At 54.2% G+C, this 24,939-nt stretch carries 25 protein-coding genes; 11 read left to right on the forward strand and 14 right to left on the reverse strand.

Annotated features, from left to right (window positions below):
• Positions 1 to 36: 36 nt before the first annotated feature.
• The 6 genes from flaF to ACWB12_RS10580 all read left to right on the forward strand — a co-directional run bounded on the left by flaF (position 37) and on the right by ACWB12_RS10580 (position 6,892).
• Complete coding sequence (gene flaF / locus ACWB12_RS10555; RefSeq protein WP_479530042.1) at positions 37 to 411, forward strand: flagellar biosynthesis regulator FlaF; 375 nt, start codon at positions 37 to 39, stop codon at positions 409 to 411.
• Positions 408 to 812, forward strand: coding sequence for a flagellar biosynthesis repressor FlbT (flbT, locus tag ACWB12_RS10560; RefSeq protein ID WP_479530043.1), 405 nt, complete (start codon positions 408 to 410; stop codon positions 810 to 812). The genes flaF and flbT overlap by 4 nt, the downstream gene beginning before the upstream one ends.
• The gene (locus ACWB12_RS10565) at positions 812 to 1,627 is read left to right on the forward strand and encodes a DUF1217 domain-containing protein (protein WP_479530044.1); all 816 of its coding nucleotides are present in this window, start codon (positions 812 to 814) and stop codon (positions 1,625 to 1,627) included. The genes flbT and ACWB12_RS10565 overlap by 1 nt, the downstream gene beginning before the upstream one ends.
• Positions 1,628 to 1,821: 194 nt before the next feature.
• Positions 1,822 to 2,430, forward strand: coding sequence for a TetR/AcrR family transcriptional regulator (locus tag ACWB12_RS10570; protein ID WP_479530045.1), 609 nt, complete (start codon positions 1,822 to 1,824; stop codon positions 2,428 to 2,430).
• The gene (locus ACWB12_RS10575) at positions 2,427 to 3,785 is read left to right on the forward strand and encodes an efflux RND transporter periplasmic adaptor subunit (protein WP_479530046.1); all 1,359 of its coding nucleotides are present in this window, start codon (positions 2,427 to 2,429) and stop codon (positions 3,783 to 3,785) included. The genes ACWB12_RS10570 and ACWB12_RS10575 overlap by 4 nt, the downstream gene beginning before the upstream one ends.
• Positions 3,782 to 6,892 carry an efflux RND transporter permease subunit gene (locus tag ACWB12_RS10580; protein WP_479530047.1) on the forward strand — a complete coding sequence of 1,037 codons (3,111 nt, stop codon included), beginning with the start codon at positions 3,782 to 3,784 and terminating at the stop codon, positions 6,890 to 6,892. Before ACWB12_RS10575 ends, ACWB12_RS10580 begins: the two co-directional genes overlap by 4 nt.
• Positions 6,893 to 6,920: 28 nt before the next feature.
• On the opposite strand, the gene ACWB12_RS10585 is transcribed toward ACWB12_RS10580, so the two are convergent.
• From ACWB12_RS10585 to ACWB12_RS10600, 4 genes are read right to left on the reverse strand one after another with little or no spacing between them, the layout of a single operon-like run.
• Positions 6,921 to 8,651, reverse strand: coding sequence for a thiamine pyrophosphate-binding protein (locus ACWB12_RS10585; RefSeq protein WP_479530048.1), 1,731 nt, complete (start codon positions 8,649 to 8,651; stop codon positions 6,921 to 6,923).
• The gene (locus ACWB12_RS10590) at positions 8,648 to 9,619 is read right to left on the reverse strand and encodes an alpha-ketoacid dehydrogenase subunit beta (RefSeq protein WP_479530049.1); all 972 of its coding nucleotides are present in this window, start codon (positions 9,617 to 9,619) and stop codon (positions 8,648 to 8,650) included. Before ACWB12_RS10590 ends, ACWB12_RS10585 begins: the two co-directional genes overlap by 4 nt.
• Positions 9,619 to 10,617, reverse strand: coding sequence for a thiamine pyrophosphate-dependent dehydrogenase E1 component subunit alpha (locus ACWB12_RS10595; RefSeq protein ID WP_479530050.1), 999 nt, complete (start codon positions 10,615 to 10,617; stop codon positions 9,619 to 9,621). Before ACWB12_RS10595 ends, ACWB12_RS10590 begins: the two co-directional genes overlap by 1 nt.
• Before the next feature lie 5 nt (positions 10,618 to 10,622).
• Entirely contained in the window at positions 10,623 to 11,393 is a 771-nt protein-coding gene (locus ACWB12_RS10600; protein WP_479530051.1) for an IclR family transcriptional regulator, read from the reverse strand.
• A 76-nt stretch (positions 11,394 to 11,469) separates the two neighbouring features.
• Between ACWB12_RS10600 and ACWB12_RS10605 the strand changes: the two genes are divergently transcribed.
• Positions 11,470 to 12,264, forward strand: a complete 795-nt coding sequence (locus tag ACWB12_RS10605; RefSeq protein WP_479530052.1) for a hypothetical protein — start codon at positions 11,470 to 11,472, stop codon at positions 12,262 to 12,264.
• A gap of 32 nt (positions 12,265 to 12,296) precedes the next feature.
• Positions 12,297 to 13,298: a KpsF/GutQ family sugar-phosphate isomerase gene (locus ACWB12_RS10610; protein ID WP_479530053.1), complete on the forward strand. Its 1,002-nt coding sequence runs from the start codon at positions 12,297 to 12,299 to the stop codon at positions 13,296 to 13,298.
• Positions 13,299 to 13,342: 44 nt separating this feature from the next.
• Here ACWB12_RS10610 and ACWB12_RS10615 read toward each other — a convergent pair whose 3' ends face one another.
• From ACWB12_RS10615 to ACWB12_RS10660, 10 genes are all read right to left on the reverse strand, one after another.
• A complete protein-coding gene (locus ACWB12_RS10615; RefSeq protein WP_479530054.1) occupies positions 13,343 to 14,470 on the reverse strand; it encodes a M56 family metallopeptidase in 1,128 nt (375 codons plus the stop codon).
• A complete protein-coding gene (locus ACWB12_RS10620; RefSeq protein ID WP_479530055.1) occupies positions 14,457 to 14,855 on the reverse strand; it encodes a BlaI/MecI/CopY family transcriptional regulator in 399 nt (132 codons plus the stop codon). Before ACWB12_RS10620 ends, ACWB12_RS10615 begins: the two co-directional genes overlap by 14 nt.
• Positions 14,856 to 14,952: 97 nt before the next feature.
• Positions 14,953 to 15,231, reverse strand: a complete 279-nt coding sequence (locus ACWB12_RS10625) for a DUF2160 domain-containing protein (protein ID WP_479530056.1) — start codon at positions 15,229 to 15,231, stop codon at positions 14,953 to 14,955.
• The gene (locus ACWB12_RS10630) at positions 15,231 to 16,028 is read right to left on the reverse strand and encodes a carbohydrate ABC transporter permease (protein ID WP_479530057.1); all 798 of its coding nucleotides are present in this window, start codon (positions 16,026 to 16,028) and stop codon (positions 15,231 to 15,233) included. Before ACWB12_RS10630 ends, ACWB12_RS10625 begins: the two co-directional genes overlap by 1 nt.
• Positions 16,029 to 16,043: 15 nt before the next feature.
• Entirely contained in the window at positions 16,044 to 16,907 is an 864-nt protein-coding gene (locus tag ACWB12_RS10635; protein ID WP_479530058.1) for a carbohydrate ABC transporter permease, read from the reverse strand.
• A complete protein-coding gene (locus ACWB12_RS10640; protein ID WP_479530059.1) occupies positions 16,904 to 17,986 on the reverse strand; it encodes an ABC transporter ATP-binding protein in 1,083 nt (360 codons plus the stop codon). Before ACWB12_RS10640 ends, ACWB12_RS10635 begins: the two co-directional genes overlap by 4 nt.
• A gap of 12 nt (positions 17,987 to 17,998) precedes the next feature.
• The gene (locus tag ACWB12_RS10645) at positions 17,999 to 19,063 is read right to left on the reverse strand and encodes an ABC transporter ATP-binding protein (RefSeq protein ID WP_479530060.1); all 1,065 of its coding nucleotides are present in this window, start codon (positions 19,061 to 19,063) and stop codon (positions 17,999 to 18,001) included.
• A gap of 103 nt (positions 19,064 to 19,166) precedes the next feature.
• Entirely contained in the window at positions 19,167 to 20,903 is a 1,737-nt protein-coding gene (locus ACWB12_RS10650; protein ID WP_479530061.1) for an ABC transporter substrate-binding protein, read from the reverse strand.
• Between the two features lie 432 nt (positions 20,904 to 21,335).
• Positions 21,336 to 22,154: a 3-deoxy-8-phosphooctulonate synthase gene (kdsA, locus tag ACWB12_RS10655; RefSeq protein WP_479530062.1), complete on the reverse strand. Its 819-nt coding sequence runs from the start codon at positions 22,152 to 22,154 to the stop codon at positions 21,336 to 21,338.
• Positions 22,151 to 22,957 carry a 3-deoxy-manno-octulosonate cytidylyltransferase gene (locus tag ACWB12_RS10660; protein WP_479530063.1) on the reverse strand — a complete coding sequence of 269 codons (807 nt, stop codon included), beginning with the start codon at positions 22,955 to 22,957 and terminating at the stop codon, positions 22,151 to 22,153. Before ACWB12_RS10660 ends, kdsA begins: the two co-directional genes overlap by 4 nt.
• A 130-nt stretch (positions 22,958 to 23,087) precedes the next feature.
• Between ACWB12_RS10660 and ACWB12_RS10665 the strand changes: the two genes are divergently transcribed.
• The 3 genes from ACWB12_RS10665 to lptA all read left to right on the forward strand — a co-directional run bounded on the left by ACWB12_RS10665 (position 23,088) and on the right by lptA (position 24,938).
• The gene (locus ACWB12_RS10665; RefSeq protein ID WP_479530064.1) at positions 23,088 to 23,702 is read left to right on the forward strand and encodes a ribonuclease D; all 615 of its coding nucleotides are present in this window, start codon (positions 23,088 to 23,090) and stop codon (positions 23,700 to 23,702) included.
• A gap of 102 nt (positions 23,703 to 23,804) precedes the next feature.
• Positions 23,805 to 24,416: an LPS export ABC transporter periplasmic protein LptC gene (gene lptC, locus ACWB12_RS10670; protein ID WP_479530065.1), complete on the forward strand. Its 612-nt coding sequence runs from the start codon at positions 23,805 to 23,807 to the stop codon at positions 24,414 to 24,416.
• Positions 24,417 to 24,437: 21 nt separating this feature from the next.
• Positions 24,438 to 24,938, forward strand: coding sequence for a lipopolysaccharide transport periplasmic protein LptA (lptA, locus tag ACWB12_RS10675; protein WP_479530066.1), 501 nt, complete (start codon positions 24,438 to 24,440; stop codon positions 24,936 to 24,938).
• Position 24,939: the final 1 nt, after the last annotated feature.

Raw genomic sequence — 24,939 nt, forward strand, 5'->3', positions numbered from 1 at the left:
GCGTTCTGATACCCCCTGTCATTGAAAGGTAATGACATGAACGCTTTCAACATGGCCCAGACGGCCTATTCCAACTCAGCAGCCCCGACCCGAACCCCGCGCGGCACCGAATATGACGCCCTTGCCCGTATAACACACCGGATGAAAACCTACTCTGCGGACAGCACCAATTTTGCTGCCTTCGCTGCTGCCCTGCATGAAAACACCAAACTCTGGACGATTTTGGCGGCAGATGTGTCTGACAAGGACAACACCCTTCCAGATGAATTACGCGGCCGGATTTTCTATCTTTATGAATTTACGGCACAACACACGAGCAAGATTTTACGCAAGGGCGCATCCGTGGATGTGTTGGTCGATATTAACACCGCTGTTATGCGCGGCCTACGCAGTCAGGCAGGTTCGCTATGAGCGGTCTTGTTCTTAAACTCGGACCCAAGGAACGGGTCCTGATCAACGGTGCGGTGATTGAAAACGGGGACCGGCGCAGCCGGTTGTCCATCATCACACCGAACGCCAACATCCTGCGCCTGCGCGATGCCATCCATCCGGAAGAAGTGAACACACCCGTGCGCCGAGTTTGCTATATCGCACAGCTGGTTTTATCTGGTGATGCGGAAAAGGAAGACGCAAAACTGCAACTACTGCGCGGGATAGAACAGTTAAGCCAAGTGCTGACTGATCACGACAGCCGAACGCTTTTGACCACCGCGTCGGATGAGGTGTTGGAGGGGCAATACTATCAGGCACTTAAGGCTTTGCGCGGGTTGCTACCGCGCGAAGAACGCTTGCTTGCGGCGAGCATGGTCTAATGTTTCAACCTGTCGTTCCCTTTGGTGGTTTTGCTGGTTGGTCCTTTCTGAACCGCACGCTGGACAATCAGAAAGAAGCCTTTGCAAATTCGTCCGAGGTGGACCGTGAGGTGACCTACTTCAAAGAAAACATAGGCAAAATAAAATCTGCCGAGGATCTGGTTTCAGATCGCGCATTATTAAAGGTCGCCCTGGAAGCTTTCGGATTGGGTGATGATATCAACAACAAGTTCTTTATCCGCAAAGTGCTTGATGATGGCACCCTGACAGATGATGCACTTGCCAACAAATTATCGGACAAACGGTATCTAAAGCTGGCGCAAGCCTTTGGATTTGGCGACTTTTCTACACCTCGTACTGTGCTTAGCGATTTTGGGGCCGAGATAACGGGCTCTTTTAAAGAGCGGCAATTTGAAACCGCTATTGGCGATCAAAACGAAAATTTTCGTCTTGCATTAGGTGTAAACCGCGAACTGTCTGAAATCGCCAACAAGGACCTACAAGAAGACACATTGTGGTTCACCGTTATGGGGAACCCTCCCTTGCGAAAGGTATTTGAAACTGCTTTCAACCTGCCGCAATCCTTTGGCACACTTGATTTGGACAAACAGCTTGAAACGTTCAAAGACAAGGCGCAATCTGCGTTTGGCGATAGCGGAATAAAGCAATTCTCTGGGTCCGAAAAACTCGAAGACCTGACGCAACTGTTTTTGCTGCGCGCGGATGTACAGGCCTTGAACGTGAACCTTGGCAGCAGTCAGACGGCCCTAACATTGCTTCAAAACATGTCCAGCCCAAGCACCAGTTTGCTCTAATACGTGCCCGTGTCCAATCTTATACGAAACTTACAAACTAGGTGTCTGATGTAGAGTGAATATACATTGGTCTATTTTCGTAGATTTCATTGCCAAGCTAGGATGCAATAAGGGAAAATAAATTATTCACTTGAATACATGGCACACCAAGTTTAGTTATATAATTATAACTTATTTTCAGTAGCGAGCCACCCATGACATCACGAAAAAACGCATCCGAGCGACGCGCTGATATCCTATCTGCAACTCTTGATATTGCGTTCAAAGTTGGACCGACCCAAGTTACAACAGGAATGATCGCGGATCACTTGCATCTTACACAACCTGCAATTTACAAACATTTCTCTAGCAAGGATGACATCTGGGCAGATGTTGCTACCTACCTAAGCCAGAAAATCAACGATAATGTCACCCGCAACCAAGGCAAAACCGGCACGCCGGTTACACATCTTAGATCGCTGGTAATGGGCCATCTGAAACTGGTGCAGAATAACCCAGCCTTGCCTGAAATTATGTTAATGCGGGATGCCAAGGGCAGCCATGCGATTGTTCAGGCCTCGATCCAGTCCAGCATTGGTACCCTGCGCGCAGCATTGGTCGCAAATGCCGTCGAGGCAGTAAAGCAAGGTCAGTTCCGTCCCGATATTGACGTGAATGACATCGCCACCCTTATTTTTGGAATTATCCAGAGTTTGGTGCTACGAATGTTGGTAACACGCGATCCGGAAATGCTTATTTCGAACGGGGAACGGCTGCTGGATTTACAGTTATCAGGCTTTATGGAAACTGGAGATATACAATGAAAACCGGCCTCAAACTGATCTTTATCACCATGCCGCTGGTGCTTCTTGGCGTTGGCTTTCTGGCTTATACAGTCATCAACAAAAAGCCCCCAGAACGGATCAAAGTAAGTGAACGCGCAACGGCAGTGCGTATAATCACAACTGAACCAAGCGCAATAGCTCCGCAGGCAACAGGCTATGGCCTTGTCAATCCCGCCCGCACATACGAAGCGATTGCGCAGGTGGGTGGCACCGCAGAATATGTGAACCCCTCTCTGAAAAAAGGTGCCATCTTGCCAGCTGGGTCCGTTTTGCTGCGTTTGTCACCCGCTGATTTCAATCTGGCAATCGCACAGGCCCGCGCCAACATCCGCGCCGCCGAAGCAAAGCTGGCCGAGATCACCGTCTCCGAATCCAATCTTGCCTCGGCACTGGAAATCGAACAGGAAACATTCAATCTAAAGGCCAAGGATCTGGAGCGTGTTGAGCGCCTGTTCGCCGCTGGAACAGCCTCGCAAACCGCACGCGACGGGGCGCGGGCTGCAATGCTGGCGCAACGCCAAAAGGTGCTTAATCTGGAAAGCTCGCTTGCCTTGCTTCCAACCCAGAAGGCCGTGCAATCTGAACAAATCGCGGTTTATCAAGCCACCCTTGAAACCGCGACGCTAAATCTGGAACGCACAGAATTGACCATGCCATTTGCCGCTCGGGTTGCCTCGGTCACGGTCGAGGTCGGGCAATTTGTGCGTGTGGGACAGACCACAGCCATACTTGACGGGATCGACACAGCCGAAGTTGAGGCACAAATATCTGTGGCCGACTTGATGATGCTTTTGCGCGTCGACAATGGTGAAGCATCCCCTATGCCCTTCGATCCGTCAGCTATGACGACCCTTTTGCACGGATTGGGCATATCGGCGAATGTCCGGTTACAATTGGGTCAAATCACGCTGGATTGGCCTGCAACGCTGGATCGAATCAGTGATACAATTGACCAAAAAACTGGAACCATCGGGGTGATCGTAAAAGTTGATAATGCCTATAGCAGTGCGTCGCCGGGCCAGCGCCCACCACTGACCAAAGGTATGTTCGTCGAGGTAACACTAAACGCACGACCTGCTCAGGGAACGATCATCCCACGCAGCGCAATTCACGATGGGCAGGTCATGACTGCTGACAAAGACGACCGCCTTGCGTTCCAACCGGTTCAGCCATATCTGGTGCGGGGTGAAATCGCGCTGGTGAGACAAGGGCTGGAGCCGGATACCCGTGTTATTGTCAGCAACCCCAGTCCGACCGTTCCGGGGATGTTGTTAAATATCACCCGTGATGATGTGTTGATGGAACAACTATTGCAAACGGGCCGCACAAAATGATCCGGTTTTTTGCGACCCACCCGACAATATCAAACCTGTTGATGATCCTGTTCTTACTGTCAGGATTACTGGTCGCCCCTGGCTTGTTGCGCGAAACATTCCCGCGCGCCGCGCCGAACGAGGTCGAGATCACTGTGCCCTATCCGGGTGCCCGCCCCGAAGACGTTGAAACCGCGATTTGCGAGCGGATCGAGAATGCGCTGGATGGCGTGACCGGCATCGAGCGCCACTCTTGCGAAGCACGCGAAGGGTCCGCAAGGGCCGTTGTCCGGATGAAAGAAGGTGATGATTTTCAAACTTTTGTTGCCGATATAAAATCCGAGGTCGAAGCAATTAGCGAATTTCCCGACCGTGCCGAAGACCCGCGGATCAAGGCGTTAGGCCTGACCGATTTCGTCGCTTCGGTTTCCCTCACCGGTCCGGTAACACGCACAGACCTAAAGGATTACGCCGAAGATATCCGCACGCGCATGCTGCGATGGGGCGGGATTCCCAAGGTTGACATCAAGGGGTTTTCGACCCGCGAATTGCGTGTCGGACTAAACCCCGCCGCCCTACAACAATTCGGGATATCCGTGTCTGATGTCGCCCGCGCGATTGAAACCGGTAGTGTCGATTTACCAACTGGCAGCATTGAAACATCCTCGGAAACCCTGTTGGTTCGCGTCGCCGAAGAACGCCGCGACAGTGCCAGCCTATCCACGTTGGTCGTGCGTTCGGCCAGTGCGGGCGGACAGGTTCGGCTGGGTGAAGTTGCGACGATTACCGAGCAGTTTGCGCTGGACGATGATCAGATCATCTTTGATGGCAAACCTGCGGCTGTGCTGGACATCACCAAAACCCGATCCGAGGATTCCTTGCGGATCATTGATGCCCTTACCGCGTTTCTGGAAAATGAACGCCAGCAAGCACCGCCCGGCGTGGTGATGGAAATCACCGCCGACGGGGCGTCGGTGGTGCGGGACCGATTGACCCTTGTCGTTGTGAACGGCCTTCAGGGGCTGGCACTGGTGTTCCTTGTGCTGTGGTTGTTCTTCGGGTTCCGGTTTTCGTTCTGGGTGGTAATGGGCCTGCCGGTTTCATTCATGGGCGGCGTCGCTATGATGGCGCTTGTCGGCTATTCGCTAAATCTGATGACAACGCTGGGCCTGCTGATCGTGATCGGCTTGCTTATGGATGATGCCATCGTCATTTCGGAAAATATCGCCCGATTGCGCGAAAAAGGCCGCAGCCCGCTTGAGGCCGCAACCGAAGGGGCCGCGCAGGTGTTTCCAAATGTGCTGGCCTCGTTCGCCACCACTGCAATGATCTTTGGCTCGCTCGCCTTTCTGTCTGGTGATCTGGGGGCAGTTTTACGCGTGGTTCCGGTGGTGATGTTGTTTGTATTAATGGTTTCATTAATCGAGGCATTCCTGATCCTGCCACACCATCTGGTTCACACACTTGAAGTGCAAAAAAAACCGGGGCGCGTGCGGGCACGAGTCGAAAAAACAATGAGCTGGACACGCGATAAGGCCGTTGGCCCAATCGTCGATCTAACCATCCGCTGGCGTTATGTCACGGCGGGCATAACCTTTGCGATACTACTGGTTTCAGCCGGCATGTTGGCGGGTGGATATCTGAAATTCACCGCCTTTCCCGAACTGGACGGTGATACCATCGTGGCGCGGGTTCTGCTGCCGCAGGGCACCCCACTGGCGCGCACCGAAAACATCGTGGCCCAACTGGAAACAGGGTTGGATCAGGTCAACAAAGAGTTGTCGCCGCAACAGCCTGACGGTGCAGAATTGATCCGGCATGTTTCGGTTTTCTACGGGGTCAACCGTGATGCATTTGAAACGGGGGCGCATGTGGTCACAGTCAGCGTTGATCTGCTGCCATCAGCTGATCGCATCAGCCGCCCCGACGCCATCATGGAGTTGTGGCGCAACATCGTTGGCCCGCTGCCCGATGTCCTAAGTTTGAAGTATGCGGAATCCAGTATCGGACCCGCCGGTATTGCCATTGATCTGCGCCTAAAGGGTGATGATCTGGTGGCGCTGAAATCTGCCGCAATCGAATTGCAGGACTGGGTCTGGCAATATCAGGGCGTGACATCAGTCATGGATGACCTACGCCCCGGCAAGCGTGAAATCCAGATCAGGTTGAACAACGCGGCTGGCCCAATGGGGGTCACCGCCGCGATGATCGCCGATCAGTTGCGCGGCGCCTATTTCGGCACCACGGTCAGCGAGATGCAGGTCAACGGACAACTGCTGGAGGTGACGGCCCAGTTTGCCGATGCAGATCAGGAAAGTTTTGATAGGTTTGACGCATTCATCATCACTCGCCCAGATGGGTCCTTTGTGCCGCTTAGCGTGGTCGCCAATTTGGAAATCGGTCAGGGCTATAGCCGGATTAACCACGAAAACGGCACCCGCACTGTCACCGTTCAAGGCACTATTGATACGCGGATTGCCAACTCGAACGCGATTGTCGGCGATAGCCTGTCAAAAATTGTGCCCGATCTTATGGACCGTTACCCCGGCGTTCATATCGATGTAGAAGGCCAGAATGCCGAGGCGGGGAAGACCCAGAAATCCATGCTCAAGGGGTTCATGATTGGACTGGTTGGTGTCTTCTTGCTGCTTAGCTTTTTGTTCCGCTCATATGTGGAGCCGATTGTGGTGATGCTGATCATTCCCCTATCGCTGGCCGGATCGATTTTTGGCCATATGGCGATGGGGCTGGATTTTTCGATGCCCAGTATGTTGGGGTTTGTCGCGCTGGCCGGAGTTGTTGTGAACAATTCAATCCTGCTGGTTGATTTCGTCAAACACGAGCACGGCGATTCCATGACGGTAGCTATCGCCGCCGGACGTGCCGCCCGCGCCCGTTTCCGCGCGATTTTTCTGACCACCACCACCACCATCGCCGGTATATTACCGATCTTGTTGGAAACCAGTCTTCAGGCCCAAATCCTGATTCCGCTGGTAACCAGCCTTGCGTTCGGCCTGCTCGCTGCCAGCCTGATTGTGCTGTTTGCCCTGCCCGCCATCTATGCAATTCTAGACGACATGGGGCTAAGCACTTTGGCCAAAGAGCGCAAAAAGGCGGCTGCAAGATAGACCACCGCCCACCAGTTTGGCTAGTAGTTTAGGCGACGCGGTCACCTTTTTTGATTTTGACCGTCCGGTTATCAACCGCAGGCAGCATCCGCGCCGGATCACGGGTGATCATCACGTCAATCACTGTAGGGCAGCTAGTTTGGGCAAAAGCTTTGGTTAGTGCGGGGGCCAAATCATCGGGGGTTTCCACCCTGATCCCGTTGCACCCCATCGCCTCGGCTACATTGGCATAATTGGTTTCCGACAGGTCCGAAGATTGGTAATTTCCCTCGCCATACATCAGGTGTTGCAACGCCTTCACATAGCCCGAGGCAGCATTGTTCACCACGATGATGGTGACACCCAAATTCATCCGCCGCGCTGTTTCCAGCTCACCCAGAACCATGTTAAAACCACCATCCCCTGTCAGGCCAACCACCACAGCATCGGGTGCGGCTAGTTGTGCGCCCATCGCGCCAGGCAGGCCATATCCGATAGAGGCAAAGCCACGGTCCGGCACAAAGTTACGCATTGCCTTTTTGGTATCAAACAGCAAGCCACCCCAATGCGCGGCAAAGCCGCCATCGGCAATCAGGTAGCCATCATCAGGCAGGGCTTTGTTGATTTGAGTGATCAGACGGGCCATGTGAACGGGGGATTCATCGGAATAAAGCCGTTCTGAAACATCCTTGCGCCACGCCTCCATCGCCTTTGGAATTTCCGCCAGATAATCCGCGCGACCGGCTTTTTGCTGCGCCGCATTTCCATTCAATGCCGCTGAAATGTCCTCAAGTCCCGCCTTGGCATCACCCCACAGGCGCAAGGTTGGCTGATAGGTCCGGCCCATTTCCTCGGCCACGGAATCCAGATGGATCACCCGTGCACCCACTGCCGGAATTGAATACCGTTTGGTGGCGATTTCACCCAGTTTGCAACCAACCACCAACAGGCAATCACTTTTCTCGATCAGCTCGTTGGCAATCCGGTCATAACGCCCGAACAACCCCGCGCTAAGCGGGTCATTGCAGGCAATAGAGCCTTTGCCCGTCAAGGTGTGGGCGACAGGGATTCCGCAGGATTGGGCCAGGTTAGTTACCATTTCTTGCGCACCCGACAGATGAACACCACCGCCAACCAACAACATCGGGCGTTTGGCATCGGTTAACATTTTGGCGGCCTCAACCACACCATCAGCATCGGGGCGACAGCGGATTGCGGGGGTTTGGCAATGCGCAGGATCGGCCGCAAAATCACTTTCTATAAATTCATACACCCCGTGCGCTACATCCTCGGGCACCGAAACCACCACCGGACCCGGGCGGCCAGATGTGGCCAGCATAAAGGCGCGGCGGATCAGTTCCGGTATCCGCGCCACTGATTCAACCCGCAGCAATTCTTTGCAGGCGGGGCGCAGGATGGCCACTTGATCGGTTTCCTGTGTCATGTTTTTGCCCGCGTGATCGCGGTTCGCATCACCAATGATCGCAACGATAGGCGAACCGGCATTCAGAGCCTCGACCAATCCGGTGACTAGGTTCGTGGCACCGGGCCCAAGCGTGGCATCAACCAGCCCGACGCGGTTGGACACCTTGGCATAGGCGTCGGCGGCAAACACCGCGCAGCGCTCGTCGTTAATCAGATTGTGGTTTAGCCCCAGCCGTCGCGCCGCATCATAAAACGGCAGCAATTGAAACCCACCCATACCAAACATCGGCCCCGCATTATGGGCTAGCAACATCCGTGCGATGGCTTCACCACCCGTCATTTCATCCATCATCATTTTCCCATTGTCTCCTGTGCTGCGATGACGATCATCGCCTCTGTCACACGCATTTTGTCTTCCAAATTTGGTGCATAAGCGACCAAGGACCGCGGCGCACCCAAACGGCGGACCGGTCCTCGCAAGGCATCGCCTGCCTGCTCGACCACAGTAGCAACCACCTCGGCCCCAAAGCCGCCAACGGCCACTGATTCGTGCGCCACAACCAAGCGGCCCGTTTTGCGCACCGAGGCAATTACCGCTTTTTTATCCCACGGCCACAGGCTACGCAGGTCTATCACCTCGACGTCCAAGCCTTGCTCAGCCAATGCTTCGGCGGCGTGCACGCAAAGGTTCGCCGTGTCCGACCAGCTAACAATCGTTACATCCTTGCCCTCGCGCCGAATGGCCGCTTCGCCAAGGGTGATTTCAAGCGAGGTATCCACCTCACCCTCCATGCCCCAGATGTTTTTATGTTCCAGATAGATCACCGGATCATCACATTTGATCGCCGCTTTCATCATCGAATAATTGTCCTGCGGCGTGGCGGGGCAAACCACCACCAAACCGGGGATGTGCACATACCAGCTCTCGAGCGATTGCGAGTGTTGCGCGGCCGAAGAACGCCACAGCCCGATCGGTTTTCTGATCACCATCGGTGTGCGGGACTGGCCACCAAACATGAAACGGGCCTTGGCGATCTGGTTGACCAACTCGTCCGTGGCACACAGCGCAAAATCGGAAAACCGCATTTCAACGATGGGCCGAGTGCCGACCATCGCCGCACCAAATGCAGCCCCCATGATCGCCGCCTCGGAGATCGGCGTGTCCGCGATGCGGTCCTTGCCGAACTCTTCTTGCAGGCCCAGATATTGACCAAACACCGAACCGCGGCCTAGATCCTCGCCCACGCACCAGACAGTTTCATCCGCGTGCATCATCTCGCGCACAGCTTCACGGCTGGCCTCTACATAGGTCATTTTAACCATCAGTAAGCCTCCACGGCTGGGCTACCGATGTCCTGAACATCCTCAAGCGCCATGTTGTCATTGGGGAATGGAGTGGCGGCTGCATCGGCCAACACTTGCACCATTTCGGTTTGTGCGTCGGCGTGAATTTCATCCAGTTCCGCGCCGCTGACCCCCATGGTTTCCAGCACGCCGCGCTGGCGGGTAATCGGATCGCTTATCGTTTCCATGCGCGCCGCTTCGCCTTCGGGACGGTATCCCGCCGGATCAAAACTGGTGTGCCCCGTGCGCCGATACGTGATCGCATGCAGCATTTCCGGCCCACCTCCGGCACGGATGCGGGCGGTAATGTCTGCGGTGACATTGGCCACGGCTTCGACATCATTGCCATCCACCGTGGTGGCCCGCAGGCCCAGCGCTTCGGCCCGCACCGCAGCACCCCCGCCACCTGTGACCGATGATGTTTTTGTGGTCGCCGAATACTGGTTATCCTCGCAGACAAACAGGATCGGCAGATCAAACACCGAGGCCCAGTTCAGCCCTTCCAGAAACGGGCCGCGATTGATCGCACCATCGCCGAAAATATCGACAACGATCCGTTTGCTGCCCTGTAGTTTGAACGCATGCGCGGCCCCTGCCGCGATGGTGATGTTGGCCCCGACCACGCCGTTGGCCCCCAACATGCCGACGCTGAAGTCCGCAATATGCATCGAGCCGCCTTTGCCGCCGCAACAGCCGCCCTCGCGGCCCAGCAATTCGCGCATCATCGCCAGCCCGTCAGCGCCTTTGGCCAAGGTATGCCCATGTCCGCGGTGCGTCGATAGCAGGATGTCATCACGATTAAAATTGCACATCACACCTGCGGCCACGCCCTCTTGGCCAATGGACGGGTGGATCGCGCCCAACACCAGTTTGTCACGCTCGGCCGCCAGACAGGCTTGTTCCTCAAACGCACGGATCCGCTCCATCATGGCCAGCAATTCGCGGGCACGTTTGGTGTTATGATCTGATGTTGTCATCTCTATCATTGCTCCATTTCATCCATCCGTCGTGCCAATAGCGCCGCTTCCCGCAACAGGGCAGGCATGAGTGTTCCGGTGATCCGCTCAAAGGTCATGCGGGCATCAACCGCGCCGATTGCCAACGCCCCGACGACGCGATTGGTTGCAGTGATAACCGGCACCGAAACCGCACTGGTTCCGGCGACGATTCGTCCGATATTGGCGGCATAACCCGTATCCTGATAGGCGCTAAACCCCGCCAAAACATCCGCATCCATGATGCCATATTCAGCCATCCAGCCCCGATTGGCGGCAAGGATCGCGGCGCGTTTTTCATCACCCAACGCGCAAAACAATGCCAACGCGCCCGCCCCAACCCCCATTGGGCGTCTATCGCCAATATTCAGGGTCAGCGTGCGAATTGGATAGGCCCCCGTCGCCCGCGCCACGCAAATCGCGGCAGCACCTTCGGGAATCGATAGGAAAACCGTATCTTCAGACATTGCGGCCAACCGCACCATGCCGCGCTGCGCCATGCCTGCGATATTACTTCGGGCTGCGGTTTGGGAAATTTGCGCCAGTTTGTGGCCCAGTAAATAGAGGCGGCTTTCAGGGTCCTGAAACACAAACCCGACATCCTGCATATTGGCCAGAACCCGAAATGCGGTGGTTTTGGAAAATTCGCTGCGTTCGACAATCTGGTTCAATGCCAACCCATTGGGCGCCAGTGTCAGCACATCAATAATGCGGGCGGCACGGGCTATCGATCCTGTTATCGCTGCAATTTCCGTCATGCCCCACCATTATTCCGTTTATCGGAACGATACGTTCTGTTATGGTGTAGTTCATTCAAAGCACGAGTCAAGAACCATGACCATCGAATTACTGGATTCCATCACCGACGCCACGGATGCCACTGTTGGCAAAATCGTGGTCAGCGGGTCGCACGGCGGGATGTATCCGGCGGCGGTTGCTTCCGGCGCCAATGCGCAGGCGGTGTTGTTCAATGATGCGGGCATCGGGCTGGATCAAGCCGGTGTTGCGGGGGTGTTGGCGCTGGCAGATGTGGGCATGGCGGCGGTGGGGGTAGACTGCAACAGCTGCCACATCGGATCAGCCCGCGACACGTTTGAGCGGGGCATCATCAGCGTAGTTAACCCAATTGCCACAGGCTTGGGACTCACTGTTGGTATGCTCGCGACTGATGCCGTTGCATTGCTTGCAAACGCGACACAACCCCACATGGCACTAAAACCCCACGCCGAGGCCCGCCAAACAGTCACTATCGGTGCAGATGACCTGACTGCAGAACTTCTCGATTCTGCCTCGCTGATTGACGCCAACGACACAGGCAAAATCGTGATTACCGGATCACACGGCGGTCTGATTAGCGGCGACCCGTCCCGTGCGATCAAAGCCCCCGTGCGCGTTGCCATCTTTAACGACGCGGGATTTGGTGCGGATAACATCGGTGTCACACGCCTACCCGCATTAGAGGCCCGCACCATTGCCGCCGTTACTGTATCCTGCGATACAGCCCGTATTGGCGATGCTGCTTCGGCTTTGGAAACCGGTATTATATCTGCCCTGAACCCATCCGCCCAACAAATGGGTGCCGCCATAGATATGCCTCTGTCCACTTGGTTCTCTATCCTCAAGTGCTAGACAGGTAACGATACAACCGCTATCCGTTCCCCATGAGAAAAACTGTTGATCCACTATCCTCTGTCACTGACGCTTTGACTTGCTTTCAAAACGGTCTGGCGCAAATGCAAACCGCCATCGCCACGCCGGAACTGGCGCGGGCCGTCACGGGTGCCGCTGAACTGATCTACAATATGAAGGGGCGGTTAATCCTGTCGGGTATCGGCAAAAGCGGCCATATCGCCCGCAAGCTGGCTGCGACGTTTGCCTCGACCGGCACGCCTGCCTTTTTTGTGCATGCATCCGAGGCCAGCCACGGCGATCTGGGCATGATCCAAAGCGACGATGTATTACTGCTGCTGTCTTGGTCCGGCGAGACCAAGGAACTGGAGGACACCATCGCCTATGGCTTACGGTTTGATGTGCCAATGATCGGCATCACGGGGTGCGCCAACAGCACATTGGCAAACAAGGCGCAGTTCCCCCTCGTCCTGCCCAAATCCGAGGAGGCCTGCCCGCATAACCTTGCCCCGACCACATCAACCCTGTTGCAACTGGCAATGGGCGATGCGCTGGCGGTGACATTACTGCGGATGCGCGGCTTCACCGAGGAAAGTTTCCGCAATTTTCATCCGGGTGGTAAACTGGGATCAGCCCTGATGCCGGTGCGCGACATCATGCACAAGGGCGCTGAATTACCATTGGTGACACTGGACGCGCCGGTGATCGAGGTCATTTCCGAGATTTCCGCCAAAGGGTTTGGCATTGTCGGGATGCAGAACCCCGATGGATCACTTGTCGGAGTAATTACGGATGGCGACATCCGGCGTTATCTGGAAAGCAACGCGCAAGGCACCTTGCAATCGGTGATTGGCGAGGCCAAGGCCGTTAGCTTGATGACCAAAGGAGGCGTGACGATTGACCCTGACCGTTTATGCGCGCGAGCGTTAAATGTGATGCAAACAAAGCGAATCACAGCGGCCTTTGTCATAGACGATGGCATACCCGTCGGGTTGATCACTGTGCATCAGCTGTTGCAGCAGGGCGTTGCATAATCCCCGCAATAAATTGGCGGTCCCCATACATTTTGGGGTAAATGCTACAGCCCTTTGTTCAGGGCTTCTAGACGTTCCAGATTAACAATCGAGCTGAGCATCAAACGGTCTTGGCTCCAGTCGTTCTGATCCTGTATCGCAATTGTTGATATCGCGATCAAACCGATCAGCACTGCCATCAGCCAGCGTTTCGGGCGACTGGATTGGATTTCCCCTTGCGACCTACACAGCACTTCAATTCTTTGCTGCAATAACCTGACTCCGTCGACGCCGATTATTTTTCGCTCGCATTGAACCAGTGCAACGCTGGGCAGCGCGATCCTGTCGCGGGGGGGATTGGCCAAACTGTCACGGCAAACCCGCAGCAAACAATCGCAATATGCCCGCACACAAATATGTTTGTGTTGCAAAACCTGTTGATCGCACGCCAATTCGCGCAATTGTTCAATCTGGCGCTTCCAGAAATAAATAACAGGGTTCCAGAAAAACACTGATTTCAACAATTCCAACCCGATCTCCCACTCTACATCCCGCTGGCGAAAGTGCTGGAGTTCATGGGCAAGCGCAATTTTCAGATCTTCACTGCGTGACAGCATTGCGGACGGGATTACTATGTAACGTTTCCGTAGGCTGCGGGCGGAAAACGGCACCGATGTGGTATCAGACAGACGCAGATGCAGGGTGCCAAAGCGGCGCCAAGGATAACTGCGACCAATGATATTGCGCAGCTGAAATCCGGCGATAACACACCGCAGAAAAAACCCCAGACATCCGGCAACCATCAGCGCCGCAACCATCAAACCCAACCACCCCGTTGGCTGTAGCAGGCTGATACGCAAGGTATCACGCAGCCTTAAGGCCTGTTCAAATTCAACGGCCTGCATTTCAAAGCTGCCATTCAGGTATTGGGCCAAAACAAAGTCCGACAGATTAAGTGAAAATCCGGCAGGGATGGCGCCATATTGGCCAGCCAGATTGAACCCTAATACAAAAAGCGGGCTGAACAATATCGCCAGAAAGACGCAATTTAGCAGGCGCAATTGGGTGGAGTAGGCATATTTCATGCCGGATCGATTCAGTATAAACCGCACGATCAGCCAAAGGGAAAACGAAATCACCAGAAGAATATTGATGTTGATATAGGCATTAAAAATCGAGCTAGCTTGTATCATTTTTCAACCTCTTTTCAATCAAGGCCCGAATTTCCTCTAGCGCGTCTTCTGTCATGTCTGAATCATCGACAAGCCGCGCAACCAGAATAGACGGCGTATTATCGAACAGATTCTCCGACAGTTTTTTCAGCGAGCGCGATTGATACGCATCTTTTTCCAGCAAGGGTTTGTAGATAAATATTTTGCCCTGTTTGGTACTGGCGACAAATCCTTTTTGTTCGAGTATCCGCAAAATCGTGGCGGCTGATGTATAGGCAAGGTTGCGCGTCGGAGACATTTTGGCCAACACATCGCGCACTGATCCTTGCTCTAGCTGCCAAAGCAGGGTCATGAATTCCAGTTCGACCTCGGTCAAAAACTCAGTTTTTTTGTCTTTCATTCGCATCTTGCCTAGGAACCTTGCCTGTAAAACCACTCACCCAAGCCACTAAATACGAAAGCGTTAGTTTTCCCAAGGGGTTTTTCACCCGAAATATGTGCCCTTAGACCTTCCAAAAACAAAATACCCCCCAGCAAATACTGAATCCCAATGGAAACCACAGGGGCTCACCCATGATCCCCAGCCATGCCAGAAAAATGTAAGCTGTGCCCAGAAACGAGATGAACAACCGGTCCCCGCGGGTAGTTGTCAGGCCCAGAATTCCCTTGCGTTCCCCCCCACCCGGGTGGCGAATTTCAATAACGGTCAGCACCGCCATTGCCGAAAAAATTCCGATGAACACCAACGCCGTTGGCCATGTCCATGCCATCCAACCCAGCATTACACCCTCCCCAAGGCAAAGCCCTTGGCGATGTTGTTTCGCACGAAATAAATCACAATCGCACCGGGGATAATGGTCAGGGTGCCAGCGGCAGCCAACAGGCCCAGTTCGTAACCGGCACTGGAGGCGGTTTTGGTCATGGTGGCGGCAATCGGTTTGGCCGAAACGGACGTCAGAGTTTTGGCCAGCAACAGTTCCACCCATGAGAACATGAAACAGAAAAACGCAGCCACCCCGACGCCGGATTTTATTGTCGGCAGGAAAATTGTGGTGAAAAAGCGCGGGAAGGAATAGCCGTCAACATAGGCGGTTTCGTCCAGTTCTTTGGGAATACCGCTCATGAACCCCTCAAGAATCCAGACCGCCAACGGGATGTTGAACAGAGCATGCGCTAAGGCAACAGCAAGATACGTGTCGAACAATCCCACGGCGGAATAAAGCTGAAAAAACGGCAGCGCAAACACCGCAGCCGGTGCCATCCGGTTTGTCAGCAACCAGAAGAACAGTTGTTTGTCGCCAAGGAAACTGAAACGGGAAAAGGCATAGGCGGCTGGCAGCGCCACGGTCAGCGAAATCATCGTATTCAATGTCACATAAATGATCGAGTTGAAGTAACCCCAGTACCATGTCGGGTCGGTGAAAATCACTTTGTAATTGGCCAGCGTAAAATTTTGAGGAAACAGGGAAAATCCTGACAGGATTTCGCCGGTGGTTTTGAAGCTCATCGAGACCAGCCAATAGATCGGCAACATCAGAAACAGGATGTATAATATCGGGATAAGGCTACGTTTTTTCATCTTGCTCCCTCCTTTCTAATTGCTGTCTTGCTGGTTCATCAGCGTATAGAACAGCCATGAAACCAGAAGCGTTATTGCGAAATATATCAGTGACATGGCCGCCGCAGGGCCAAGGTCAAACTGCCCCAGCGCGATCTTGACCAGATCAATTGACAGCAGCGTGGTGGAATTGCCCGGGCCACCGCCGGTTAACACGAACACCTCGGTATAAATGTTGAAACTGTCCATAAACCGCAGCAGGATAGCGATGGTCAGAACCTGCTTCATTTTCGGCAGCTGAATATATCTGAACACCGCCCAGCTGGAGGCGCTATCAATTTTGGCCGCCTGATAATAGGCATCAGGAATCGACACCAACCCGGCATAACTGAGCAGCACAACCAGCGACGTCCAGTGCCATACATCCATGGTAATAATCGTCGCCCACGCCGCAAACGGGCTTTGGGTCATGTCATATTCAATGCCAAGGGTCGTGTTCATCAGATACCCCAACAGACCGATGTCCGGCAGGGTGAAAATGTTCCACATTGCGCCTACCACATTCCACGGGATCAGCATGGGTAGCGCCATTAGCACCAGACAGATCGATACCCAGAACCCTTCGCGTGGCATGGCCAACGCGATCATGATGCCCAGCGGAACCTCGATTGCCAGAATAAGACCGGTGAACAGGAACTGGCGGCCAAGGGCGGCATGAAACCTGTCAGAGTTCAGCAGGCTTTCAAACCATCCCATGCCTTCCCAGAAAAACAGGTTGTTACCAAAGGTTTCCTGAACCGAATAATTCACCACCGTCATCATCGGGATCAATGCATTGAATGCCACCAACAACAATACAGGGGTCACAAACAGCCAGCCTTTTTGGTATTGCTTCTTCATGCGCGTGCTCCTGCAGCCTGACTTGCAATCCAGCCATCCCGATACAGGCGGGTCTGGTTTTGCTGAAAGCCAAGGGTAACTGTCGCGCCCTGTTCGGGTGCCTTGCCAATGACGATGGCTTTGACCTTGGTATCGCCCGCGCGAGCCTCGACCACATAATGATGCCCGACATCAGCCACTTTGGTGATTTGTGCTTTGATACCGCCGACATCAATTTTCACATATTCAGGCCGAACCCCGATTTCCGCAGTGCCACCCTCGCTGCTGATCGCCCCTTCCAATGGCACATGCTGACCGTTGAAAAACACCTGCCCTTCTCGCACCTCGCAAGGCAGAATATTCATCCCGGGAGAGCCGATAAAATGGCCGACAAACGTATGGGTCGGGCGGTCAAACAACTCGACCGGCGTGCCGATCTGCACGATCTCGCCGTCCTGCATCACCACCACCTGATCGGCAAATGTCATTGCCTCGGTCTGATCATGGGTCACATATATCATCGTGGCGCGAACCCTTTGGTGCAGTTCTTTCAATTTGGAACGCAGCTTCCATTTCAGGTGCGGATCAATGACGGTCAGCGGTTCATCGAACATCACCACATTCACATCGTCACGCACCAGCCCACGACCCATTGATATCTTTTGCTTGTTGTCCGGCAACAGCCCAGCAGCGCGCAGCTTCAGCATATCACCGACCTCCAGCATCTCGGCGATCTCGTTCACTCGCTTGGTTACGTTTGCCTCGTCCATCCCACGATTGCGCAGCGGAAAGGCAAGGTTATCGAAAACCGTCATCGTGTCATAAATCACCGGAAACTGGAAAACCTGCGCGATGTTGCGCTGATCTGGCGGCAGGTCGGTGACATCGACATCATCAAACAAGATGCGCCCCTCGGACGGTGTCAGCAGCCCTGAAATGATATTCAACAGCGTTGTTTTCCCGCAACCAGATGGACCCAGCAATGCATACGCCCCGCCATCTTCCCACGTCAGATCAATTTCCTTTAACGCGTAATCCTCCGACACCTTCGGGTTCGGGTAATAGCTGTGCCGCAGATTTGAAAGTGTGATTTTTGCCATGCCTTACCCCCGTTATGCCACGCGCTTGCCGTCGGGCGCGAAATAGAAACACTTGGATGTGTCCATGAAAAATGTGTGGTCCTCACCGATTCGGTAGGGGTGAACGCCATGGGAAAGCGATACCCAGTTATTGGCCCCTAGTTGAAAATGGGCCGAACTGTTGGAGCCACTTAACTCTGTCACCTGCACCTTACCCGTCAGCGCAACGGCATCATCCAGATGCCGCAATGGGGAAACGTGAACCGGACGAACCGCAACGGTATAGTCGCCATCCCGTAACCCCAGCGCATCGCCGGTTAGCGGCCAGCGCGTTTTGTCGTTCAAAATGGCCTGATCACCCTCCTTGCTGATCATGGATGAATTGATCGGTGGGTCGGAAAATACCGCGGCCGAAACCAGATCATGCGGGGCGCGATAAATATCGGCGGTTGGACCAAACTGTGTGACATGCCCGTCGTTCATCAGCGCGGTGTAGCCGCCCAACAGCAGGGCCTCTTCCGGTTCGGACGTGGCATAAACCACCACCGCACCACGGCCCGCAAACAATTCCGGCAGCTGGTCGCGCAATTCTTCGCGCAGTTTGTAATCAAGGTTGGCCAGTGGCTCGTCCAGAAACACCGCCTTGCTTTCCTTGGCAATCGCACGCGCCAGTGCCGTGCGTTGCTGTTGCCCGCCGGATAATTCATGCGGGCGACGGTTTAGCATCGGGCGTAATTGCAAAATGTCGGCGGCTTCTTCTACCCGTCCCTGAATTTCGGATTTGGCCATGCCCGCTACCTTTAACGGCGAGGCGATATTATCGAAAACCGTCATGTGGGCGTAGTTCACAAAAAACTGGTGCACGAAACTGATATTGCGTTTTTGCGTCGTCAGGCGGGTCACGTCCTGCCCGTCCATGAAAATCTGACCACTGCTGATTTTATCCAGACCCGCCATCAGTTTGATCAACGAGGTTTTACCAGCCCCGGTTTCGCCAAGCAGGACGTTGAAATGTCCCGGCTCAAGGCGCAGCGTTGTTTCTTTGATATGGGTAATCGCGCCGACACGTTTGGTGATGCTTTTTAGTTCAAGCGTCATTTTATCTTCCTCAATGCGGCGGGTTGTTTTCGGTATCTACATCCGGGGCCCCACGAGGGGCCCCGGACAGTTGACTTGCAAGAACCAAGCCTCAGGGAGGCAATTAGTTGGCAGCCCAGCGTGCAACAAGCTCGTCATAGTTGACCGTGATGCCCTGTGGTTTCTCGTTTTCAAGCGGCGGTTTAGCCCCGCCATTAGCAAACCAGAACTCGGCGCTTTTTTCCTCGTTCAGACGTGGACCACAGCCGCCATAAACATTGGCAGCCTCATCCACGGCCTGCATACGGGCCATGGTGATATCCATTTCCTCGGCCAACCGGTCCATCGCTTGTTGTGGTGTAAACGCACCCGAGTTCACATCGCCAATTTGCTGCCACCAGATTTGCGCCAGCTTTGGATAATCAGGCACGTTAATACCTGTAGGCGACCATGCAACCCGATCCGGTGAGCGGTAGAATTCTACCAATCCGCCCAGCTTACCAGCCCGTTCCGAGAAACTTTCATGGTTGATCGTGCTGTCCCGAATGAAGGTCAGGCCAACATGGGATTTTTTCACATCAACCGTTTTGGACACAACGAACTGGGCATAAAGCCACGCCGCTTGGGCACGATCAGTGGGAGTAGATTTCAGGAAGGTCCATGACCCAACGTCCTGATACCCGACCTTTTGGCCAGTTTCCCAATAGGGACCATGCGGAGAAGGCGCCATACGCCACAGCGGTGTGCCGTCAGCGTCAACCGTGTTGTTGCCCTCGGATTGCGGTTTCACCATGTCGGCAGTAAAGGCCGTATACCAGAAGATTTGCTGGGCCACATTGCCTTGCGAAAGGGCTGGCAAGGATTGGTAAAAGTCAAACGACGCCGCGCCAGGTGGGGCGTAGGCCCGCAGCCATTCGTCCCATTTACGGATAGCATAAACCGCAGCCGGACCGTTGGCAGCACCACCGCGTGAAACGGATGCGCCAGCAGGATTACACGACCCTGCTTCCATGCGAATGCCCCATTCATCAATTGGAATGCCGTTTGGCTCGCCTTTGGATCCAGCACCAGCCATGGATAGCCACGCATCCGTCATCCGCCAACCGAGGTCAGGCGCGCGTTTGCCATAATCCATGTGGCCATAAATGGTTGTGCCGTCGATTTCCTTTACGTCATTGGAAAAAAACTGGGCGATATCTTCATAGGCGGACCAGTTCACCGGCACTCCCAGATCATAACCATATTTCGCCTTGAACGCGGTTTTCAGATCTTCGCGATCAAACCAGTCTTTGCGGAACCAGTAAAGGTTGGCAAATTGCTGATCAGGCAGTTGATAAAGGTCACCATCAGGACCAGTGGTGAACTGCGAGCCGATAAAATCGGCCAGATCAAGGCCGGGGTTGGTCGTCCCCGCCCAGTCGCCTGCCATCTGATCGGTCAAGTTATAGGCAAGCTGCAAGCGTGAATGGGTGCCAATTAAGTCACTGTCATTCACGTAACCATCATAAAGATTCCGGTTGGTTTGCATCTGAGTCTGCACAGCTTGCACCACTTCACCTTCGCCCAGGATTTGGTGGTTTACCTTGATGCCGGTGATTTCCTCGAATGCCTTGGCCAGCACTTCGGATTCGTAAGAATGGGTTGGAATGCCTTCGGACAAGACATTGATTTCCATTCCCGCAAACGGTGCTGCCGCCGCAATGAACCAGTCCATTTCGGCCAGCTGTTCATCTTTGCTAAGCGATGATGGCTGGAATTCCTGATCAATCCATTTTTGTGCTGCAGCCTGATCGGCAAAGGCGCCATTTGACCCCGCAATGACGGCTGTTACCGCGACTGCGGAAAGCAGATATTTATACATCTAATTTCCTCCCTGTTATTGAAAAATCTTTTTATCTCATCGACCCGCGCCGATGGATTGATAGTCATCAAGGGAATGCGATCTGTCAAACTAAATGTTTAGTAATTAGATGATTATCTTGTATGTAATTGAATTACTTCATTATTTACTGTCGCTGCACCTACCATGTCCAGCAGCCTATTACGATTAATGGCAGACGAAGCAGACCAATCCCCTATATACCGGAAGTCACCGGCCACGAAGAATATATCTATATCTGGATACCGAGCATCGGGGGTATAGGCGATGGGAGGGACAAAATGGTTACTGTTGATCTGTGGATAATACGCACAACCCTTTTCGCAATGTCGCATTAACCTTACCTTACATACAGGGTGGTATTTTTAACAGCTTGCGGAATCTGATTGGGCCAACAATCAGGGATCCCAAAACCTACTTTTTCATCAACTCGTCTATCGCTTTCAACCGAGTCAGCATATCCGCCATCTGATCTAGCGGCACCATGTTCGGCCCATCGCTGGGCGCGTTATCAGGGTCGGGGTGTGTTTCCACGAACACCGAAGCACAGCCGACAGCAACAGCCGCGCGCGCCAGTGGCGGCACATATTCGCGCTTGCCCCCGCTTGATCCGCCCTGCCCACCGGGAAATTGCACCGAGTGCGTCGCGTCATACACCACCGGATAGCCGGTTTCTGCCATGATAGGCAGACTGCGGAAATCGCTGACCAGCATGTTGTAGCCAAATGATGTGCCACGGTCCGTCAGCAGAATGCGTTCATTGCCAGTGCTCGCCACCTTATCGGCGACATTGCCCATATCATTCGGCGCCAAAAACTGGCCCTTTTTAACGTTAATCGCCGCCCCGGTCTCGCCAGCCGCCAGCAGAAGGTCGGTCTGACGGCATAAAAATGCAGGGATCTGGATGATGTCTACAGCCGCCGCAGCCACCGCGCATTGCTCGAGATTATGCACATCCGTCAGGGTGGGGCAGCCCAGTTCGACACTGATTTTTGAAAGGATCGTCAGACCCTCATCGATACCCAAGCCGCGCTTGCCTGCTAGACTAGTGCGATTGGCCTTATCGAAACTGCCCTTGAACACAAACGGGATGCCAAGGTCAGCGCATGTCGCGGCAAGGCTCTCGGCAATCTGGCGGCTATGATCCAGCCCTTCCAATTGGCACGGCCCTGCGATCAGCACAAAAGGCGCATCATTGGCGAATGTCACCTGCCCAACATCAACGGTTTTCATTCCTCGCCCCTTTTCTTCAACTCAGCCTCGATCCGCGCTACATCGACCGGATTGTTCAATTCCCAAAACACTGTGCCACGAGCTTCAACCTCGACACAGCGCACTTTGATGCCACGGGCAAGGAACCGCAATTGCTCCAACCCCTCCAACTGCTCCAACTCGCAAACGCCCCATTCCTGATACGCCCGTAACGTCGCAGGCCGATAGGCATAGGCACCCACATGGTGAAACACTGGCGTTGCGGCATTTGATGCATAGTCATCATCGGTAAACGGCACTACCTCTTTGGAAAAATACAGCGCGTCTCGGTTTGCATCAAACACCGCCGTTGTGCCTCCGACTCGACCATTGCGTCGATCCTCACGAAAATTCGTCAGGGTTTGGCCGTCACAACGCAATACGGGCGTTGCCATTTGAACATCTGGGCTGGCACGCATCTCGTCGATCAGCGCCGTTAAAAACCACGGCGGCGTCAGCGGGGCGTCGCCCTGCAGGTTCACGACGATATCCGGCTCTTCGCCCAAACTGCGCAGGCTGTCCGCCACGCGCTCTGTGCCATTGGCGCAATTCTCGGATGTCATCAGAACCTTGGCTCTGAACCCCTCAGCAGCCTTGGCAATGCGCGCGTCATCGGTGGCGATGTAAACCTCGACCACACCGCCCACTTGTTTGGCTGCAAGCCAGCTGCGTTCAATCAGGGATTTAGCCGCCCCTGTCGCGCCCACAAGCGGCGCAAGCGGTTTGCCCGGATAACGGGATGACGCATGTCGGGCGGGGATAACGATGATCACTTCATTGCTCATACCCCTGTGATGGTCGATCTGGGCACTGTGGCCAAGCAGATTATGCACCCTATGGTGATTTTTCGCACCTCTATGCCCTATCCGCCGCGTAAATTTCTGTGTAAAAGCCCAGCAACGAAAAGGATATGATGTGGCGAATTACCTATATAAAAACGACCTGCCGGATGATCTGGACCTTGGCCCGGTTGTGGCGATTGATTGCGAAACCATGGGATTGCACCCGCACCGCGACCGTTTGTGCGTTGTGCAAATGTCGGGCGGTGATGGCAATGCGCATCTGGTGCAGGTCGAAAAGGGCCAGACATCAGCGCCGAACCTGTGCCGCATGCTGGCCGACCCTGATGTGTTGAAGCTGTTCCATTTCGGGCGCTTTGACATTGCCGCGATGCAGAACGCCTTTGGCACCGTCACAGCACCGGTTTATTGCACCAAAATCGCCTCGCGCCTGATCCGCACCTACACGGATCGCCACGGGTTAAAGAACCTGCTGCAGGAATTGCTGGGTGTGGATGTGTCCAAACAACAGCAAAGTTCCGACTGGGGTGCGGATGAACTGACCAAGGCGCAAATCGAATACGCAGCCTCGGACGTTCTGTATCTTCATCGCCTTCGTGACGCGCTAAATATTCGGCTGAAACGCGAAGGCCGGATGGAAATTGCCCAAGCCTGTTTCGATTTCCTGCCGATGCGGGCCAATCTGGACCTTGTGGGCTGGCCCGAGATCGACATTTTCGCACACTCTTGATGCGCCGGTTTTCGCACCCTAGATACTACCCATAAGCAAAACCCCGCTGACCACCGCGCCAATTCCCTTGGCCGGTGGCATATATTCTGGCACGATCCCGATATGACAATGTATGACAACAGCTATTCGCGTTTTGTTGCCCTGACCAAGGTAATCCTGCCAATCGTGGCCTTGGGCATCCTGTCGACGCTGTTTTTGTTTTCCCGCAATATTGATCCGACCCAATCTATTCCCTATGCCGACGTTGATGTCGAAGGGTTGGCGCGTGAACAGCGCATTGGGGCGCCAAACTATGCCGGTGTGACCGAAGACGGGGCCGCCATTTCAATTACCGCCAAATCTGCGCGCCCCTCACCGGATAACCCTGAAATCGTTATGGCAACGGATTTAACTGCCGTAATCGAGGATGCTTTGGGCGGACGTATCGATATTACCTCAGGTGATGGGGTGATCAATACTGATCAGCAACTTGTAACCCTTCAGGGCGGGGTGCAGATACTGACCTCGACGGGTTATATCATCGACACTGCGGGGCTAACCGCAACGCTGAATGAAACATCCATGCTTACTGACGGGGCCATCACCGCAGAAGGGCCGCTTGGAACCCTAAATGCTGGCCAAATGATGCTTGAAACCCAGAATGGTCCAAATGGATCGCATCTTCTGGTTTTCAAGGGTGGGGTGAAGCTGATATACGATCCAAAAGGCAGTTAGCCCGAATTTCGAGGGGAAAAGATGTTTATTCAATTGCGCATGGTATTGGTCGCGCTGGCATTGGTTGCAGCGCCTGCGATGGGCACAGCCCAAGGCACCCAAATTACATTCGGCGGGCTAAAGCACGACACGACCCAACCTGTCGAGGTTTCGTCTGACCAGTTGCAGATCAATCAGGCTGATGGATCAGCCATTTTCACCGGCAACGTTGTGATCGGCCAAGGCACAATGCGCCTATCGGCAAGCCGCGTTGTGGTGGTATATGCCCAAGGCGGCAGCGCTGGCCGGATTTCAAAAATGAACGCATCTGGCGGTGTGGTTCTGGTAAACGGAGCCGAGGCCGCCGAAGCCGATCAGGCGGTTTATTCCATCGACAACGGTAATATTGTGATGACCGGAAACGTAATCCTGACCCAGGGGCAAAGTGCGCTTTCGTCAAACCGCATGACCGTCAACCTGAAAACCGGACAGGCTACGCTGGATGGCCGCGTGAAAACCATTCTTCAGACTGGTGGCAACTAAA

This window comes from Profundibacter sp. (assembly GCF_056498605.1).

Bases quoted from the DNA above. Each gene is read 5' to 3' on its own strand.
- ACWB12_RS10660 (WP_479530063.1), bottom strand. From the start codon at position 22,957: ATGAGCAATGAAGTGATCATCGTTATCCCCGCCCGACATGCGTCATCC.
- ACWB12_RS10640 (WP_479530059.1), bottom strand. From the start codon at position 17,986: ATGGCAAAAATCACACTTTCAAATCTGCGGCACAGCTATTACCCGAAC.
- ACWB12_RS10630 (WP_479530057.1), bottom strand. From the start codon at position 16,028: ATGAAAAAACGTAGCCTTATCCCGATATTATACATCCTGTTTCTGATG.
- flbT (WP_479530043.1), top strand. From the start codon at position 408: ATGAGCGGTCTTGTTCTTAAACTCGGACCCAAGGAACGGGTCCTGATC.
- ACWB12_RS10600 (WP_479530051.1), bottom strand. From the start codon at position 11,393: ATGACGGAAATTGCAGCGATAACAGGATCGATAGCCCGTGCCGCCCGC.
- lptA (WP_479530066.1), top strand. From the start codon at position 24,438: ATGTTTATTCAATTGCGCATGGTATTGGTCGCGCTGGCATTGGTTGCA.
- flaF (WP_479530042.1), top strand. From the start codon at position 37: ATGAACGCTTTCAACATGGCCCAGACGGCCTATTCCAACTCAGCAGCC.
- ACWB12_RS10585 (WP_479530048.1), bottom strand. From the start codon at position 8,651: ATGATGATGGATGAAATGACGGGTGGTGAAGCCATCGCACGGATGTTG.
- ACWB12_RS10570 (WP_479530045.1), top strand. From the start codon at position 1,822: ATGACATCACGAAAAAACGCATCCGAGCGACGCGCTGATATCCTATCT.
- ACWB12_RS10625 (WP_479530056.1), bottom strand. From the start codon at position 15,231: ATGCTGGGTTGGATGGCATGGACATGGCCAACGGCGTTGGTGTTCATC.
- ACWB12_RS10610 (WP_479530053.1), top strand. From the start codon at position 12,297: ATGAGAAAAACTGTTGATCCACTATCCTCTGTCACTGACGCTTTGACT.
- ACWB12_RS10590 (WP_479530049.1), bottom strand. From the start codon at position 9,619: ATGGTTAAAATGACCTATGTAGAGGCCAGCCGTGAAGCTGTGCGCGAG.
- ACWB12_RS10645 (WP_479530060.1), bottom strand. From the start codon at position 19,063: ATGACGCTTGAACTAAAAAGCATCACCAAACGTGTCGGCGCGATTACC.
- ACWB12_RS10615 (WP_479530054.1), bottom strand. From the start codon at position 14,470: ATGATACAAGCTAGCTCGATTTTTAATGCCTATATCAACATCAATATT.
- ACWB12_RS10635 (WP_479530058.1), bottom strand. From the start codon at position 16,907: ATGAAGAAGCAATACCAAAAAGGCTGGCTGTTTGTGACCCCTGTATTG.
- ACWB12_RS10650 (WP_479530061.1), bottom strand. From the start codon at position 20,903: ATGTATAAATATCTGCTTTCCGCAGTCGCGGTAACAGCCGTCATTGCG.
- lptC (WP_479530065.1), top strand. From the start codon at position 23,805: ATGACAATGTATGACAACAGCTATTCGCGTTTTGTTGCCCTGACCAAG.
- ACWB12_RS10605 (WP_479530052.1), top strand. From the start codon at position 11,470: ATGACCATCGAATTACTGGATTCCATCACCGACGCCACGGATGCCACT.
- ACWB12_RS10565 (WP_479530044.1), top strand. From the start codon at position 812: ATGTTTCAACCTGTCGTTCCCTTTGGTGGTTTTGCTGGTTGGTCCTTT.
- ACWB12_RS10620 (WP_479530055.1), bottom strand. From the start codon at position 14,855: ATGCGAATGAAAGACAAAAAAACTGAGTTTTTGACCGAGGTCGAACTG.
- kdsA (WP_479530062.1), bottom strand. From the start codon at position 22,154: ATGAAAACCGTTGATGTTGGGCAGGTGACATTCGCCAATGATGCGCCT.
- ACWB12_RS10580 (WP_479530047.1), top strand. From the start codon at position 3,782: ATGATCCGGTTTTTTGCGACCCACCCGACAATATCAAACCTGTTGATG.
- ACWB12_RS10575 (WP_479530046.1), top strand. From the start codon at position 2,427: ATGAAAACCGGCCTCAAACTGATCTTTATCACCATGCCGCTGGTGCTT.
- ACWB12_RS10595 (WP_479530050.1), bottom strand. From the start codon at position 10,617: ATGACAACATCAGATCATAACACCAAACGTGCCCGCGAATTGCTGGCC.